This is a genomic window from Epibacterium sp. ABV4_022, assembly GCF_056159345.1.
Genome location: NZ_JBSWVA010000001.1, coordinates 93987 through 109743, shown reverse-complemented (window position 1 = coordinate 109743; position 15757 = coordinate 93987). Strand labels below are relative to the sequence as shown.

The window sequence follows — 15757 nt, the reverse complement described above, 5'->3', positions numbered from 1 at the left end:
ATGGATCTGAACGCAACTTTCCACGATCTGGAGGGCGCCTCCGTCTTCATCACTGGCGGTGGATCCGGTATCGGCGCGGCCCTGACCGAGGGGTTTCTGCGGCAAGGGGCCAGGGTGGCCTTTGTCGGGCGATCCGACGCCAGTGAGTTTGTCGAGCGGATGGAGGCCGAGACCGGCACCCGACCGCTGTTCATTCAGTGTGACATCACCGATATTTCGGCGCTTCAGGCCGCGATTGCCCAGGCGGCAGACGCGCATGGCCCGGTTGGTATCCTGGTGAACAATGCGGCCAACGACCAACGCCACGCGACCTTGGATGTCGATGAGGCGTTCTGGGACTGGTCGCAGGCGGTGAACCTCAAGGCCTATTTCTTTGCCTGCCAGGCAGTGATCCCGGGCATGCAGCAGCTTGGCGGCGGTGCGATCGTGAACTTCACCTCGATCAGCTACATGATGGGCAACAGCGGGTATCCCGCCTATACGACCGCCAACTCCGGCATCAATGGCATGACCCGCAGCCTTGCGCGCGAATTCGGACCTGATCGCATCCGCGTCAACGCGCTCGCACCGGGGTGGGTCCTGACTGAAAAGCAGCTCGACAAATGGGCGACGCCCGAAGGGCTGGCGGCCCATCTTGAACGCCAGTGTCTCAAGGATCACCTCGCGCCACAGGACATCGTCGAGTCGACGCTCTTTCTGGCATCGCAGTCCAGCCGCATGATCTCCGGTCAGTCGCTGGTGGTCGACGGCGGTGTCGTGGTGTCCGGATGACGGATCACACCAATACCAGCGCCGCCTGGGTCGCTGTGGACTGGGGCACCTCTCATCTGCGTCTGTGGCCCATGGGGGAGGACGGCCGCCCCCTGCGCCGGATCGACTCTGACAAGGGTATGGCGAGTCTGGCGCGTGAAGACTATGAACAGACCCTATTGGCCTTATTAGAGCCTTATATCGAGTCTGGACGGACGCTGAATGTCCTCTGTTGCGGCATGGTTGGCTCGCGCCAGGGATGGTGCGAGGCCCCCTATCTCCAAGCCCCCTGCGCGCCGCCGGGATGTGACACTGCAACCCGCGTTGAGACCTCCGATCCGCGGATCGAGGTGCATGTCCTGTCGGGGGTGAAACAGCTTCATCCCGCCGACGTCATGCGCGGGGAAGAGACACAGATTGCGGGGGTCCTGGCGCTGTCTCCCGACCTGTCGGGCGTGATCTGCCTGCCCGGGACGCACACCAAATGGGTTCTGGTCGAAGATGGGGAAATCAGGCAATTCTCGACCTTTCTGACGGGCGAGCTGTTTCAGCTGCTCAGTGCATCCTCCGTTCTGCGCCATACTCTGGCGAAGGACAGCTGGAATAGCGCCGCATTTGAGGCCGGATGCCGTGCCGGCAGCCAGTCACCGCAGCTGCTTGGCAACCTGTTGTTTGGTCTGCGCGCCGAAGCGCTGCTGACCGATCTCGACCCGGTGGAGGCCAGGTCCCGGGCGTCGGGGCTGCTGCTGGGTCTCGAAGTCTCGGGCATGCGTCCCCTCTGGCAGGGAAAGACCACGATTCTGGTGGGCGAAAGCGACATCGCGCAGGCCTATGCCACAGCGCTTGCGATTGAGAATGCCGAGGCACGGGTGCTGGACGCCGAGCAGGTCACGCTTGCCGGATTGGGCGCTGCACGCGCGCAAATCACATGAGGAACAGACCATGAGCCGCAACATCATCGCAATCCTGCGCGGACTGACGCCGGAAGAAGCGCTCCCGGTAACGGATGCCCTGCTGGAGGCGGGCATCACCCAGATCGAGGTACCGCTCAATTCCCCTGATCCCTTCGACAGCATCGCGCGGATGGTCGCCTATACCACCGGCCACGCCCAGGTCGGCGCGGGCACTGTCCTGGACCGTGCCGATGTCCAGCGGTTGCAGGAGATCGGGGCGAAGCTGGTGGTGTCGCCCGATTGCAATCCGGATGTGATTGCCGCCACAAAGGCGGCCGGGATGCTGTCCTTTCCAGGTGTGTTTACACCGACCGAAGCCTTCAGCGCCCTGCGCGCCGGTGCGGATGGCCTGAAATTCTTCCCGGCCTTCAAGCTGGGGATCGACGGGTTTGCGGCGGTCAAGGCCGTCTTGCCCGCGCAGACGCAAACCTTTGCTGTCGGTGGTGTCGGGCCGGAGAATTTTGCCGACTGGAAAGCCGCCGGAATCACCGGGTTCGGGATCGGGTCCAACCTCTACAAACCCGGGCGGAGCATTGACGACATTGCCGCCAGAGCGCGGGACATGGTCTCGGCCTATGATGCGGTGTCGGTATGACCGTGGCGGAGGTCTTCAGTTCCCACAGGTGTACTTTGGGGGAAGGGCCGCTCTGGCACCCGGAACGGCAGCAACTGTTCTGGTTCGATATCCTCGGCAAGCGTCTGTTTACTGTCGAGGGCACCGAGGACCGTATCTGGCAGTTCGAGGAATGTGTCTCGGCGGCGGGCTGGCTGGACCACGATGCCTTGCTGATCGCCAGTGAAACCGGGCTCTGGCGTTTTGATCTGCGTTCGCAAGAGCGCGATCTGATCTGTGCGCTGGAGGCCGACAATCCGCTGACCCGGTCCAACGACGGGCGGGCTGACCCTTGGGGCGGTTTTTGGATTGGGACCATGGGGTTCAATGCAGAACCGGGCGCAGGGGCGATCTATCGCTTCTATCGCGGGGAGCTGCGCAAGCTGGTGCCGCATGTGACGATCTCGAATGCAATCTGCTTTGCCCCGGATGCAAGCTGCGCCTTTTACGCAGACACCAAAGCGGGGCGCATCATGCGTCAGCCTCTGGCTGCGGCGGACGGCTGGCCGGAGGGTGAGGCGGATGTCTTCGTTGATGCCAGCGGGGAAGATTTCGGAGTTGATGGTGCAGTCGTCGACAGTGCCGGGAACCTCTGGAACGCGCAGTGGGGTGCTGGCCGCGTTGCCTGTTATAGTCCCGAAGGCGCCTTGTTAGAGACTGTTCAGGTGTCGACACCTCAATGCTCCTGTCCGGCCTTTGGCGGCGCAGACCTGTCGACCCTCTTTATCACGACGGCGGCCGAAGGGTTGGACGACCCAAACGCCGGTCAGACCTATTGTGCCCTGACAGGCGCAATCGGTCAGTATGAACACAAGGTCATTTTGTGAGGATGACATGAAGCGAAGCCTGGGCACCTGCTACTATCCCGAACACTGGCCCGAGGAGATATGGACCCAAGACGCGAAGCGCATGGCTGATATGGGGCTCAGCTGGGTGCGCATCGGGGAATTTTCCTGGGCAAAACTGGAACCATCGCCCGGCCAGTTGCAGTGGGACTGGCTCGACCGCGCCATTGACGTGCTGGGCCAGCATGGGCTGCGGGTTGTGCTGGGCACGCCGACGGCCACGCCACCGCGCTGGATGGCGGGCCGATATCCGGACATGTTTGCGGTGGATGCTAACGGGCATCGGCGTGGGTTCGGCTCCCGCCGCCATTATTGTTTCAGCCACAGAGGGTATTTTGCCGAAAGCCAGCGGATCACCCGACTGATGGCAGAGCGTTATGGCGCCAATCCCCATGTGGCGGCGTGGCAGACCGACAATGAGTACGGATGTCACGACACCACCCTGAGTTATTCCGAAGCGGCACGGGTGGCGTTTCGAGACTGGCTACGGGATCGGTTTGACGCGGACATATCCGCGTTGAACGCTGCCTGGGGCAATGTCTTCTGGTCGATGGACTACCGTGACTTTTCCGACATCGGATTGCCCAATCTCACCGTAACGGAACCCAATCCGGCACATGTGCTGGCCTTCAAGCGGTTCAGTTCGGATCAGGTTGTTGCCTTCAATCGGGCGCAGGTCGAGATCATCAAGCAGTTCTCGGACGCGCCGATATCGCATAACTACATGGGACGGATTACGGATTTCGACCACTTCAAGCTGGGCGAGGATCTGGAAATCGCGACATGGGACAGCTATCCGCTGGGCTTTCTCGAAGATCGCGTTGGCGCGACACCGCAGGAGCAACGCGCCTATGCGCGGCAGGGAGATCCGGATTTTCAGGCCTTGCACCATGACCTCTATCGCGCCGTGGGGCGCGGCCGCTGGTGGGTGATGGAGCAGCAACCGGGGCCCGTGAACTGGGCGCCCTACAACCCTGCGCCTCTGCCCGGGATGGTCCGGCTCTGGTCCTGGGAAGCCTTTGCGCATGGCGCAGAGGCCGTGTGCTATTTTCGCTGGCGGCAGGCCCCCTTTGCCCAGGAGCAGATGCATGCTGGCCTCCTGCGTCCGGACAGCGAGGAGGCGCCGGCGGCTGCCGAAGCCCGTCAGGTGGCAGAGGAAATTGAAACCGCGCCGATGGTTCAGCCTGCGCAGGCCCCCGTCGCCCTCCTGTTCGACTATGATGCGGACTGGGCGTGGTCGACGCAGCCGCATGGCGCCGGGTTGAGCTATTTTGGCCTGGTCCTTGATCACTACAAGGCGTTGCGCCGCGCAGGGTTGAGCATCGATATATTGCCCGCGACCGCGCGGGAGTTCGGCGGCTATGATCTGATCCTTGCGCCGGGATTGATGCATATGCCCGAGGATCTGAAAGCTGCTCTGGCGGATTGCGAGGGCGACGTGCTCTATGGGCCGCGCACCGGGGCGCGGGATGCGCATTTCAACATTCCGACCGCGCCTCTGCCCCCCGCCTTGCCGGGGCTGGATGTCATCGTGTCGAGGGTGGAGAGCTTGCGCCCGGATATGCCTGTGTCGCTGGCAGGGGGTGGCGCTGCCACGCGGTATCTGGAGGAGCTGGAAGGCGATGCGGAGGTCCTTCTGTGCACCGCCGACGGGGCGCCGGTGGCGATGCGCAGCGGACGGCAGATCTACTGCGGAGGATGGCTCGATGCAGAAGCTCTGGATCGCCTGATTGCCCAGGTCGGGGCGGCGGCGGGTCTGGCCATGCGACGCCTGCCGGACGGGGTGCGCACCCGCCGCACCGCAACGGAGGAGTTCTGGTTCAACCATACGGCGGCGCCGGTTGAGACGGAGGTCGGGGTTCTGCCTGCGGCAGGTGTTGTGCGCCGGGCTCTTGGGGCCGCGGAGTGACAGCGATCTGCGCCGGGGTTCAGCACAGCAGGCCCTCGGCGCGAAAGGACAGTTCCTGTGAGGCGCCGATGATGAGATGATCGTGCAGGGTGACGCCCAGGGCCTCAAGCGCGGCCTCCACCTTGCGGGTCATGGCAATATCCGACTGCGATGGCGTGGGATCGCCGGACGGGTGGTTGTGGACTAGGATCAGGGCGCTGGAATTGAGTTCCAGCGCCCGTTTTGCAACTTCGCGCGGATAGACCGGCACGTGGTCGACCGTGCCGCGCGCCTGCTCCTCATCGGCGATCAGAGCGTTTTTGCGGTCGAGGTAGAGCACCCGGAACTGTTCGGTTTCGCGATGGGCCATGGCGGTGTGGCAATAGTCCAGAAGCGCGTCCCAACTGGAGATCACCTGTCGCTGCATCACCCGGGCGCGGGCCATGCGCTGGGCGGCAGCTTCCAGGATCTTGAGGTCGCAGATCACCGCCTGGCCGATGCCCTGTACGTCGCCGAGACGTTCGGGGGAGGCGGTGATCACGCGGTTGAAGTCGCCGAAGTGGTCCAGAAGCTGGCGCGCCAGTGGTTTTACATCCTGGCGCGGGATGGACCGGAACAGGATCAACTCCAGAAGCTCGTAATCGGGAATGGCGCTAGCGCCCCCGGCCATGAAACGCGCCCGCAGACGGGAGCGGTGGTCCTTGATATAGGACGGAAGGCGGCCCCCCTGCGGCAGCGTGGCGGCGGGGGGAGCATCGCGCTCCTCAAAGAGAGGCAGCATCTGTTCTTCGAAACGACCCAATTTTCCCATGCTGCCATGGTGCGGCCAGCTTGGTTAGTGAGATGTTAACGTGTGGTGGCGGGATCGTAAGGCTACCAAAAAGAAAAACGCCCCGAAGGGCGTTTTACAGGTTGAGACGGGCTTGCGCCCGTCAGTTGGACCAAGATCAGCCCTTCATGCCATCCCAGAAGCTTTTGACCGATGAGAAGAAGCTGCGGGTTTCAGGGTTGGTGTTTTCCTCTGAAATCTCGTCAAACTCCTTCAGGATCTCCTTCTGGCGCGCGGTGAGGTTCACGGGGGTTTCCACCGCGAGTTCGATGAACATGTCACCGGTGCCGCCGCCGCGGAGCGCCGGCATCCCCTTGCCGCGCAGGCGCATCTGGCGACCGGACTGGCTGCCCTCCGGGATCTGCACGCGGCCCCGGCCACCGTCGATGGTCGGAACCTCGATCGCCCCGCCCAAAGCCGCCTTGGCCATGGACACCGGAACCCGGCAATGCAGGTTGTTGCCTTCGCGTTCAAACAGCTCGTGCCGCGTGACCTCGATAAAGATATAGAGATCGCCCGGGGGACCACCGCGCAGGCCGGCTTCACCTTCGCCGGCAAGACGAATGCGGGTGCCGGTTTCCACGCCAGCCGGGATGTTCACCGACAGCGAGCGATCCTTTTCCACCCGGCCATGGCCGTGGCAGACCTTGCAGGGGTTCTTGATGATCTGACCCAGGCCCGAACAGGTCGGACAGGTGCGTTCAACGGTGAAGAAGCCCTGCTGCGCGCGCACCTTGCCCATGCCAGAGCAGGTCGGGCAGGTGGTCGGTTCGACCCCGCCTTCGGCACCGGTGCCCTCGCAGGCGGTACAGCTGACGGAGGTTGGCACATTGATGGTCTTGTGTAGGCCGGAGAAGGCCTCCTCAAGCGACAGGCGCAGATTGTAGCGCAGATCGGCACCCCGAGTGGCGCGCTGACGCCCGCCACTGCCGCGTCCGCCGCCCATAAAGTCGCCGAAGAGGTCATCAAAAACATCCGAGAAGGCGGAGGAAAAGTCACCACCCGGATGGCCACCGCCGCGCGCGCCGCCGCCGCCCATGCCGTTTTCAAAGGCGGCATGGCCGTAGCGGTCATAGGCGGCCTTGCGCTCCGGGTCCTTCAGGACGTCATAGGCCTCGTTGGCTTCCTTGAACTGTGCTTCCGCATCCGGATTGTCGGTGTTGCGGTCCGGGTGCAGTTCCTTGGCTTTCTTGCGAAAGCCTTTCTTGATCTCGTCGGCGCTGGCCCCTTTAGAGACCCCGAGCACCTCGTAATAGTCACGTTTTGACATCGGAAAATCCCTTCTGCCTCAACGAAAGAGGGCCGGTCCGGGATCGGACCGGCCCACCTTTGGCCAAGGTGCAGCCTTAGCGCTTGTTGTCGTCCAGATCCTCGAACTCGGCATCGACGATGTCATCATCGCCGGGGCCTGCGGCCGCTTCATCGGCGGCAGCGGCAGGGTCTTCCGCCTCGCCACCTTCGTCGGCCTGCGCCTTGTAGATCGCTTCACCCAGACGCATCGCCGCTTCGGTGACGTTCTGAATGCCGGATTTGATCTTTTCGGCGTTGGCCTTGTCGCCCTCGAGGTCGTCCTTGAGCGCGGCGATTGCCAGTTCGATCGCCTCGATGGTGGACGGGTCCACCTTGTCGCCGTGATCCTCGATCGATTTCTCGGTCGAGTGGATCAGGCTTTCGGCCTGATTGCGCGCCTCGATCAGCTCGCGGCGTTCCTTGTCCGCCTCGGCGTTGTCCTCGGCGTCCTTGACCATCTTTTCGATGTCATCGTCCGACAGGCCGCCGGAAGCCTGGATGGTGATCTTCTGTTCCTTGCCGGTGCCTTTGTCCTTGGCGGACACGGACACGATGCCGTTGGCGTCGATGTCGAAGGTCACTTCGATCTGCGGCATGCCGCGCGGCGCCGGCGGGATGTCCTCGAGGTTGAACTGACCAAGCATCTTGTTGTCCGATGCCATCTCGCGCTCACCCTGGAACACGCGAATGGTCACGGCGTTCTGGTTGTCCTCGGCGGTGGAGAAGACCTGGGACTTCTTCGTCGGGATAGTGGTGTTGCGGTCGATCAGGCGTGTGAACACGCCACCCAGGGTTTCAATGCCCAGGGACAGCGGGGTCACGTCGAGCAGGACAACGTCCTTCACGTCACCTTGCAGAACGCCGGCCTGAATGGCGGCACCCATGGCAACCACCTCATCAGGGTTCACACCCTTGTGCGGCTCCTTGCCGAAGAATTTGGTCACCTCTTCGATGACCTTGGGCATGCGGGTCATACCGCCGACCAGAACCACCTCGTCGATGTCCGATGCGGAGAGACCGGCATCCTTCAGCGCGGCCTGGCAGGGCTTCATCGAGTTCTTGATCAGGTCGCCAACGAGGGTCTCCAGCTTCGCACGGGTCAGCTTCATCACCATGTGGAGCGGCTGGCCGGTGGACGAATCCATCGAGATGAACGGCTGGTTGATCTCGGTCTGGCTGGAGGAGGACAGCTCGATCTTGGCTTTCTCGGCGGCCTCTTTCAGGCGCTGTAGCGCCATCTTGTCCTTGGTGAGATCGACGCCATGCTCTTTTTTGAACTCATCCGCGAGGTAGTTCACGATGCGCATGTCGAAGTCTTCACCGCCGAGGAAGGTGTCCCCGTTGGTGGATTTCACTTCGAACAGGCCGTCGTCGATTTCGAGGATGGTGACGTCGAAGGTACCACCACCAAGGTCATAGACCGCGATGGTCTGGGTGTCGGCCTTGTCGAGGCCATAGGCCAGCGCAGCCGCGGTCGGCTCGTTGATGATGCGCAGCACTTCGAGGCCCGCAATCTTGCCGGCGTCCTTGGTGGCCTGACGCTGAGCGTCGTTGAAGTAGGCCGGAACGGTAATGACCGCCTGGGTCACTTCATCGCCGAGATAGCTTTCGGCGGTTTCCTTCATCTTGCCGAGGATGAAGGCGGAAATCTGGGAGGGGGAGTATTTCTCGGTCTTGGCTTCCACCCAGGCGTCGCCATTGCCGCCGTCGATCACGGCGAAGGGCAGGTTCTTCTTGTCCTTGGCGAGGTCACTGTCGTCGAACCGGCGACCGATGAGGCGCTTCACACCAAAAATGGTGTTGTCCGGGTTGGTCACGGCCTGGCGTTTTGCCGGCTGGCCAACAAGGCGCTCTTCATCGGTGAAGGCGACGATGGAAGGGGTGGTGCGTGCACCTTCTGCGTTCTCAATCACACGCGGCTGAGAGCCGTCCATGATGGCAACGCAGGAGTTGGTGGTACCGAGGTCGATCCCGATCACTTTGCTCATTGTGTTCGATCCCTTTTACTTCACAAGGCGATTACCCGAAGCCGAAACCCGTTTTGGCATTCCGGCCCCGATTCAGTTGCGGTAGGATCTGCATCCAACCGCTTCCCGGCGTATATAGGGAGCGAAAATCACCCCTGCAACCGCGTCATTGCCCCGTCATAGGCAATTCTGAGCGCTTTTGCGGCAAACAGAGTAAAGATTGGGTAAATGGCACGGCTGAAGGTGCGCGGATTCGAGATTCACAAGGGATTTCTGTCGGTGGAGGCGCAGCAGGCGCTGATTCATGCCCTGCGCCCGGTGTTGCGCGCCGCGCCCCTGTTTTCGCCCGATGTGCCCGGGGGCGGACAGATGTCGGTGCGCATGACCTCGGCGGGTCGGTTCGGATGGTACAGCGACAAGAGCGGATACCGCTATATCGAACAGCATCCGTCCGGACAGGCTTGGCCAGACATTCCCTCCGATGTGCTGAAGGTGTGGACGGATCTGGTGGACCGGGACCGCATGCCGGATTGCTGTCTGTTCAACTACTACGGCGAGGGCGCGCGCATGGGATTGCACCAGGACAAGGACGAGGCTGATTTCTCCTATCCCGTGGTGTCGATTTCCCTGGGAGATGACGGGCTGCTGCGCATGGGTGGTACTGTGCGCAAGGAAAAGACGGAATCGATCTGGCTGAACTCAGGTGATGTGGTGGTGATGGGCGGTGATGCGCGCCTTGCCTATCACGGGGTTGATCGCATCCGATTCCGCTCTTCTCGATTGTTGCCAAAAGGCGGTCGGGTGAACCTCACGCTGCGGGTCGTCACCTGAAGGCGGGCGCTGCATCAGCGCCGTGCACTCCAGCTGAGAGAGACGGCGCGGCGGGTGTAGAATTCCCCCATGAGACCCAGCACAAAGAAGATGAGCGCCAGCCATGCGGCGTATTCCCACCAGGTGACATGGGGGTTGTAGTTGATGAAGATATAGCCGCGCGCCTGGTCGATGGTGTGAAACAGCGGGTTCCAGATGAACATCGGCAGCATGTACCCGGGCAGGGAGTTGGCCAGCACCATCTTGCCCGAGAACAGCATGTTTGACCTCTGGTAGATCGTCGAGATGATCCCGATCGCGCCCGGCAGCCAGGGTTTCAATACATAGAGCACCAGTCCGATCGCCGCGCCGGAGGCCCAGGCTAGAAGCAGCATTCCAAAGGCGGGAATGGGCTCCTCAATATGGATCGGGGTGAAGGCCACGTGATAGGCAAACAGGATGATCAGCATCGAGAGCACCTGCAGATAGAGCGCGCCGATGGCCGCCGACAGGATGGCGATGGTGGTGTTCATCGGCGCATGCTGCATCATCGGGCTGGACGCGCCCTCAGCACCCACCACCGCCCCGACGGTCTTTGTGTGGGTCATGAACAGGAACACGCCCGACATCATATAAAGCAGGAAATCACCCCGGATGGCGCCACCACGCATGCCAAGCACGGAGAACATGAAATAGAAGAACATCACAAACATCACTGCCTGCACGATGTTCAGCGCCAACGCCATGAAGGCGTTGTTGTGCTTTGACCGCACACTGCGCACCACCGAGTGGAAGACGACTTCACCCAGGGTTATGGCGCGGGACAGCGCGGATCTATCTTTGCGATACTGGAACATGGCCTCAATTTCAGCAGTGCGTTGCTTATTGTTGCACGGATTTCTTGCCGATCCATTGCGATGCGAGCATAAGGAACGCAAATCTTTGTGGCAACTTGTGGGTCTTTGGGAGTTTTTGCAGTGAATTATGACGAACTGGTCGTGGTGATGCGGCGCCTTGCGCTGGAGGCCGGGGACAAGATCATGGAGATCTACAACGCCGATGACTTCGACGTGAAAGTCAAATCCGACGACAGTCCGGTGACCGAAGCGGATGAAGCGGCAGATGCCCTGATTTCCGCCGGGCTGCGCGCCGCCTTTCCCGGTGTGATGCTGGTGACGGAAGAGCAGGCCGAGTCGCACAGCGCCAAGGGCGATACCTTCCTGATCGTCGATCCGCTGGACGGGACCAAGGAATTCATCAACCGTCGCGGTGATTTCACCGTCAACATCGCCTATGTCGAAGCTGGCGTCCCGACGCGCGGGGTGGTCTATGCTCCGGCGCGCGCGCGGATGTTCTACACGCTTGCCGATGGCAAATCGGTCGAGGAAAAAGGCCCCTTTGCACAGGATGTGGCAGGGGAAACATCCCCTCTCCGTGTGGCGGACAGCGACAATGCGGCGCTGATGGTGGTGGCGTCGAAATCGCACCGGGACCAAGCCACTGACGACTACATCAACAAATACAACGTCAAGGACATGAAAAGCGCGGGATCGTCGCTGAAGTTCTGTCTGATCGCAACCGGAGAGGCGGATCTATATCCCCGCGTGGGGCGCACCATGGAATGGGATACCGCAGCGGGACACGCCGTCCTCAGCGGTGCGGGCGGCAAGGTGGTCCGCTTTGATGATCACAGCCCGCTGGTCTACGGCAAGGAGGGGTATGCAAACCCATTCTTTATCGCCTATGCGCCCGCCGTTGAGCTGAAAGAGGCCTGAATGTCGGTTCTGATCGTTATTCCGGCACGCTACGCATCGACGCGGTATCCCGGCAAGCCGCTGGCAGAGCTGACAGGGGCGACCGGGCAAAAACGGACGCTGATCGAACGCTCCTGGCGGGCGGCGCAAGGGGTGGCCGGCGTTGACCGCGTGGTTGTGGCGACCGATGACGACAGGATCAGACAACACGCAGAAAGCTTTGGCGCGGAGGTCGTAATGACCGCGCCAGAGTGCGCCAACGGCACCGAGCGCTGTGCCGAAGCACATGCGGCGCTTGGCGGTGGGTACGAGATCGTGGTGAATTTGCAGGGGGATGCCCCTTTGACACCGCATTGGTTTATAGAGGACCTGGTCGCCGGGTTACGCACCGCGCCGGATATGGGACTGGCGACACCGGTCCTGCGTTGTGACGGTTCTGCGCTGAACAGCCTGCTGGCGGATCGCAAGGCGGGACGCGTCGGCGGGACCACCGCCGTCTTTGCAAGCGATCAGAGCGCCCTGTATTTTTCCAAGGAGGTGATCCCCTACACCTCCAGCAACTACGCGGACGCGGATGCGACACCGGTGTTCCATCATGTCGGGGTCTATGCCTATCGCCCGGAGGCGCTGCGCAGTTATCCGTCCTGGTCGGTGGGGCCGCTGGAAACCCTTGAAGGATTGGAGCAACTGCGGTTTCTGGAGAATGGCCGACGCATCCTCTGTGTCGAGGTCGAAGCGCGGGGGCGGGAGTTCTGGGAATTGAACAATCCGGAGGATGTGCCGAAAATAGAGACCATGATGCGTGCAATGAACCTCGACTAGGCGAATTCTGCCGGATTTGTGCTGTTTGTTTCTGCAGAACTCGGCACGATGACCGGGGAGGTTGGGGCGAATATCCGCTCAGCCGCAAACCGATCCAAACAGACGATCTCTTTGACCCGCGTTTCCAGAGACCGGTGCCATGCAGCACGAGACGTCCCAAGCAATAGAGTATGAACAAATGCGTAAAAAGGTAACCAAAGCCATTTTTCCGGTTGCGGGTCTCGGGACCCGGTTTCTGCCGGCCACCAAATCCGTGCCCAAGGAAATCATGACCCTGGTCGACCGGCCGCTGGTGCAATACGCCATCGACGAGGCGCGCGCGGCGGGCATCAAGGAATTCATCTTTGTCACCTCGCGCGGCAAGGGCGCGCTGGAGGATTACTTCGATCACGCGCCGGTGCTGGAGCAGGAGCTGCGCAAAAAGGGCAAGGACGAGCTGCTCTCGGTGTTGAAGAACACCAATATGGATTCCGGGGAGGTCGCCTATATCCGGCAACACAAGGCCCTAGGCCTTGGTCACGCCGTGTGGTGCGCGCGCCGGTTGATCGGCAATGAACCCTTTGCGGTCATGCTGCCCGACGACGTGATCGCGGCGGACAAGCCCTGCCTGCAACAGATGGTCGAAGCCTATGAGGAAACCGGAGGCAATATGGTGGCGGCCATGGAAGTCGCGCCCGAGAAGACCTCCTCTTATGGTGTGCTCGATGTGAAAGAGGACAAGGGCGCGGTGATTTCAGCCAACGGGATGGTCGAAAAACCAAAGGCAGAGGATGCGCCCTCGAACCTCGCGGTGATCGGCCGCTACATTCTGTCCCCTTCGGTGCTGCGTAACCTCAACCAGCGCAAGCAAGGGGCGGGCGGCGAGATCCAGCTGACCGATGCGATCGCGGAAGACATCGCCGCAGATGTGCCCGTCTACGGCTACCGGTTCAAAGGCCAGCGGTTTGACTGCGGCTCCAAGGCCGGGTTCCTGCAGGCCACCGTCGCTTTCGCCCTGGCGCGGCCGGATCTTCGGGACGATCTGATGGACTATATCCAGGACGTGGCACAGGTCACACGTGCGGCGGAATAATCCGCCAGCGTCACGTGGGATTGAGGTTGCTCCGATAGCAGGGAGTTGCTTCACTCCCGGTGAGCAGTCCACTCTCACTTGCAAAACCGAACCTGGGGAAGCACCGTGACCAATGTACTCGTGACCGGCGGCGCCGGTTATATCGGATCACACGCCTGCAAGGCGCTAAAGCGGGCGGGATATACGCCGGTCACTTATGACAATCTGGTCACCGGATGGCAGGATGCGGTGAAGTTCGGGCCTTTCGAGCACGGGGAGCTGACCGACAGGGCGCGCCTTGATGCTGTGTTTGAAAAATACGAGCCCGTTGCCGTGATGCATTTTGCCGCTCTCAGCCAGGTCGGCGAAGCGATGAGCCAGCCTGGTCGCTATTGGGCCAACAATGTGGGCGGCTCACTGTGCCTGATCGAAGCTGCGGTGGCTGCGGGCTGCCTCGATTTTGTGTTCTCTTCGACCTGTGCGACCTATGGGGAGCATGACAATGTGGTGCTGGATGAACATACACCCCAGCAGCCGCTCAACGCCTATGGGGCCTCCAAGCGCGCGGTTGAGGACATCCTGAAGGATTTCGAAGCTGCGCATGGTCTGCGCGCGGTCATTTTCCGGTATTTCAACGTGGCCGGCGCCGATCCCGAAGCGGAGGTGGGGGAATGTCACCAGCCTGAAACCCACCTGATCCCGCTGATGATCCAGGCGATCCGCGGCGAGCGTGATGCGCTCACCGTGTTTGGAACCGACTACGAGACGCCTGATGGCACCTGCATTCGCGACTATGTGCATGTCTGCGATCTGGTGGATGCGCATGTTCTTGGGTTGAAGTGGTTGCAGGAGGGCAAGGGCAGCCGTGTCTTCAATCTCGGGACCGGCACCGGGTTTTCGGTGATGGAGGTGATCGAGCATTCGCGGGCGGTGACCAATACGGATGTCCCCTACACCATCGGCGCGCGGCGTGCCGGTGACTGCACCAAGCTGGTCTCAGGGTCGCGTCGCGCCGGCGAAGAGCTGGGCTGGGAGCCGGTCCGCTCTTCGCTCGACCAGATGATTGCGGACGCCTGGCGCTGGCACCAGACTGGCGCCTACGAGCGCTGACGTGTCAGCTGATGCGCTGCCCCGCATCTCGGCAGGCGCGGCCTATCGGCTGCGCTGGAAGCGGCGGCGCTGTCTGTGGCGCGCGCTGCGGGCGCGACATCGCTTGCAACAGGTTGTCAACAATACGCGGAATATCAAGCCGGGGGATGTTCTTGTCGTGGTGGTGCTGCGCAACGAGCACCAGCGTCTCCCGCATTTCCTGCAGTATTATCGGGATCTGGGCGCGGGCCATTTCCTGATCGTCGACAACAATAGCACGGATGGCAGCAGCGATTATGTGCGGCAACAGGCCGGCACGGGCGATATCTCGATCTGGCAGACGTCTGACAGCTATCGCGACAGCCGTTTTGGCGTGGATTGGGCCGGTTGGCTGTTGATGCGCTACGGCCATGACAAATGGTGCCTGACCGTCGATGCGGACGAATTGCTGACCTATGACGGGATCGAGACCCATGATCTGCGGGCTTTGGCGACCCGTCTGGAGCGCCGGGGGCAGATTGGATTTGGTGCGTTGCTGCTGGACCTGTTTCCCAAGGGACCGCTGGGGCGTCAAACCTACGCGCCCGGGCAGGATCCGACCCGCCTGCTGAACTGGTTTGATCCCGGTCCCTTCCGGTCTCGGCGGCAGGCTCCGCGGGGCAATTTGTGGGTACAGGGCGGTACGCGGGACCGGGTCTTTTTTGCGCAGAGCCCGGATCGTGCGCCAACGCTGAACAAGATCCCCCTGATCCATTGGAACCGGCGGTACGCCTATACCAATTCCACCCATGCTCTGCTGCCACGCCATTTGAACATGCTCTACGGCGGTCCAGGTGCGCCCGAACCGTCCGGCGTGTTGTTGCATACCAAGTTCCTGCCGGAGGTCGTGCAGAAGTCCGGGATTGAACAGGGGCGCCGCCAGCATTTTCACATGCCCGACCTCTTTGATGACTATTATAACGAAATTCAAAAATACCCGGATCTGTGGCATCCGAGTGCGCTTCGGTATCAGGGACCGGAGCAGCTGGTGGATCTGGGGTTGTGCGGCCGCATTGCCTGGTGATGCCGATCGGTTCGTCGACTATGTAACCATTTC

15 protein-coding genes are annotated in these 15757 nt (G+C 61.6%); 11 read left to right on the top strand and 4 right to left on the bottom strand.

Annotated elements, in window-relative coordinates:
* From ACXAF5_RS00490 to ACXAF5_RS00470, 5 genes are read left to right on the top strand one after another with little or no spacing between them, the layout of a single operon-like run.
* A complete protein-coding gene (locus ACXAF5_RS00490) occupies positions 1–771 on the top strand; it encodes an SDR family NAD(P)-dependent oxidoreductase (RefSeq protein WP_474945147.1) in 771 nt (256 codons plus the stop codon).
* Positions 768–1682, top strand: coding sequence for a 2-dehydro-3-deoxygalactonokinase (locus ACXAF5_RS00485; RefSeq protein ID WP_474945146.1), 915 nt, complete (start codon positions 768–770; stop codon positions 1680–1682). The genes ACXAF5_RS00490 and ACXAF5_RS00485 overlap by 4 nt, the downstream gene beginning before the upstream one ends.
* 10 nt (positions 1683–1692) lie before the next feature.
* The gene (locus ACXAF5_RS00480) at positions 1693–2298 is read left to right on the top strand and encodes a 2-dehydro-3-deoxy-6-phosphogalactonate aldolase (RefSeq protein ID WP_474945145.1); all 606 of its coding nucleotides are present in this window, start codon (positions 1693–1695) and stop codon (positions 2296–2298) included.
* On the top strand, positions 2295–3143 hold the full coding sequence (locus ACXAF5_RS00475; RefSeq protein WP_474945144.1) for an SMP-30/gluconolactonase/LRE family protein: 849 nt from the start codon (positions 2295–2297) through the stop codon (positions 3141–3143). Before ACXAF5_RS00480 ends, ACXAF5_RS00475 begins: the two co-directional genes overlap by 4 nt.
* Before the next feature lie 7 nt (positions 3144–3150).
* Positions 3151–5070 carry a beta-galactosidase gene (locus tag ACXAF5_RS00470; RefSeq protein ID WP_474945143.1) on the top strand — a complete coding sequence of 640 codons (1920 nt, stop codon included), beginning with the start codon at positions 3151–3153 and terminating at the stop codon, positions 5068–5070.
* Between the two features lie 19 nt (positions 5071–5089).
* On the opposite strand, the gene radC is transcribed toward ACXAF5_RS00470, so the two are convergent.
* The 3 genes from radC to dnaK form a co-directional block, all read right to left on the bottom strand.
* Positions 5090–5860: a RadC family protein gene (radC, locus tag ACXAF5_RS00465; RefSeq protein ID WP_474945142.1), complete on the bottom strand. Its 771-nt coding sequence runs from the start codon at positions 5858–5860 to the stop codon at positions 5090–5092.
* 136 nt (positions 5861–5996) lie between these two features.
* Positions 5997–7148, bottom strand: a complete 1152-nt coding sequence (gene dnaJ, locus ACXAF5_RS00460) for a molecular chaperone DnaJ (protein ID WP_474945141.1) — start codon at positions 7146–7148, stop codon at positions 5997–5999.
* Between the two features lie 76 nt (positions 7149–7224).
* A complete protein-coding gene (gene dnaK, locus ACXAF5_RS00455; RefSeq protein ID WP_474945140.1) occupies positions 7225–9156 on the bottom strand; it encodes a molecular chaperone DnaK in 1932 nt (643 codons plus the stop codon).
* 207 nt (positions 9157–9363) lie between these two features.
* Here dnaK and ACXAF5_RS00450 point away from each other — a divergent pair, with 207 nt between their 5' ends.
* Positions 9364–9966, top strand: coding sequence for an alpha-ketoglutarate-dependent dioxygenase AlkB family protein (locus ACXAF5_RS00450; RefSeq protein WP_474945139.1), 603 nt, complete (start codon positions 9364–9366; stop codon positions 9964–9966).
* Between the two features lie 14 nt (positions 9967–9980).
* Here the strand turns inward: ACXAF5_RS00450 and ACXAF5_RS00445 are convergent, their stop codons facing one another.
* Complete coding sequence (locus ACXAF5_RS00445; RefSeq protein WP_474945138.1) at positions 9981–10802, bottom strand: ABC transporter permease; 822 nt, start codon at positions 10800–10802, stop codon at positions 9981–9983.
* A gap of 120 nt (positions 10803–10922) precedes the next feature.
* On the opposite strand from ACXAF5_RS00445, the gene cysQ reads away from it, so the two are divergent.
* From cysQ to ACXAF5_RS00420, 5 genes are all read left to right on the top strand, one after another.
* Entirely contained in the window at positions 10923–11720 is a 798-nt protein-coding gene (gene cysQ, locus ACXAF5_RS00440; RefSeq protein WP_474945137.1) for a 3'(2'),5'-bisphosphate nucleotidase CysQ, read from the top strand.
* A complete protein-coding gene (locus tag ACXAF5_RS00435) occupies positions 11721–12521 on the top strand; it encodes a 3-deoxy-manno-octulosonate cytidylyltransferase (RefSeq protein WP_474945136.1) in 801 nt (266 codons plus the stop codon).
* 178 nt (positions 12522–12699) lie between these two features.
* Positions 12700–13593, top strand: a complete 894-nt coding sequence (galU, locus tag ACXAF5_RS00430; protein WP_474945135.1) for a UTP--glucose-1-phosphate uridylyltransferase GalU — start codon at positions 12700–12702, stop codon at positions 13591–13593.
* A gap of 105 nt (positions 13594–13698) precedes the next feature.
* Positions 13699–14682, top strand: a complete 984-nt coding sequence (gene galE, locus ACXAF5_RS00425) for a UDP-glucose 4-epimerase GalE (protein ID WP_239322353.1) — start codon at positions 13699–13701, stop codon at positions 14680–14682.
* Position 14683: 1 nt separating this feature from the next.
* Positions 14684–15724, top strand: coding sequence for a glycosyltransferase family 2 protein (locus ACXAF5_RS00420; RefSeq protein ID WP_474945134.1), 1041 nt, complete (start codon positions 14684–14686; stop codon positions 15722–15724).
* The last annotated feature ends 33 nt before the right edge of the window (positions 15725–15757 follow it).

Excerpts from the sequence above, each read along its gene's own strand:
- ACXAF5_RS00490 (WP_474945147.1), top strand. The coding sequence starts at position 1 with ATGGATCTGAACGCAACTTTCCACGATCTGGAGGGCGCCTCCGTCTTC.
- ACXAF5_RS00485 (WP_474945146.1), top strand. The coding sequence starts at position 768 with ATGACGGATCACACCAATACCAGCGCCGCCTGGGTCGCTGTGGACTGG.
- ACXAF5_RS00480 (WP_474945145.1), top strand. The coding sequence starts at position 1,693 with ATGAGCCGCAACATCATCGCAATCCTGCGCGGACTGACGCCGGAAGAA.
- ACXAF5_RS00475 (WP_474945144.1), top strand. The coding sequence starts at position 2,295 with ATGACCGTGGCGGAGGTCTTCAGTTCCCACAGGTGTACTTTGGGGGAA.
- ACXAF5_RS00470 (WP_474945143.1), top strand. The coding sequence starts at position 3,151 with ATGAAGCGAAGCCTGGGCACCTGCTACTATCCCGAACACTGGCCCGAG.
- radC (WP_474945142.1), bottom strand. The coding sequence starts at position 5,860 with ATGGGAAAATTGGGTCGTTTCGAAGAACAGATGCTGCCTCTCTTTGAG.
- dnaJ (WP_474945141.1), bottom strand. The coding sequence starts at position 7,148 with ATGTCAAAACGTGACTATTACGAGGTGCTCGGGGTCTCTAAAGGGGCC.
- dnaK (WP_474945140.1), bottom strand. The coding sequence starts at position 9,156 with ATGAGCAAAGTGATCGGGATCGACCTCGGTACCACCAACTCCTGCGTT.
- ACXAF5_RS00450 (WP_474945139.1), top strand. The coding sequence starts at position 9,364 with ATGGCACGGCTGAAGGTGCGCGGATTCGAGATTCACAAGGGATTTCTG.
- ACXAF5_RS00445 (WP_474945138.1), bottom strand. The coding sequence starts at position 10,802 with ATGTTCCAGTATCGCAAAGATAGATCCGCGCTGTCCCGCGCCATAACC.
- ACXAF5_RS00435 (WP_474945136.1), top strand. The coding sequence starts at position 11,721 with ATGTCGGTTCTGATCGTTATTCCGGCACGCTACGCATCGACGCGGTAT.
- galU (WP_474945135.1), top strand. The coding sequence starts at position 12,700 with ATGCGTAAAAAGGTAACCAAAGCCATTTTTCCGGTTGCGGGTCTCGGG.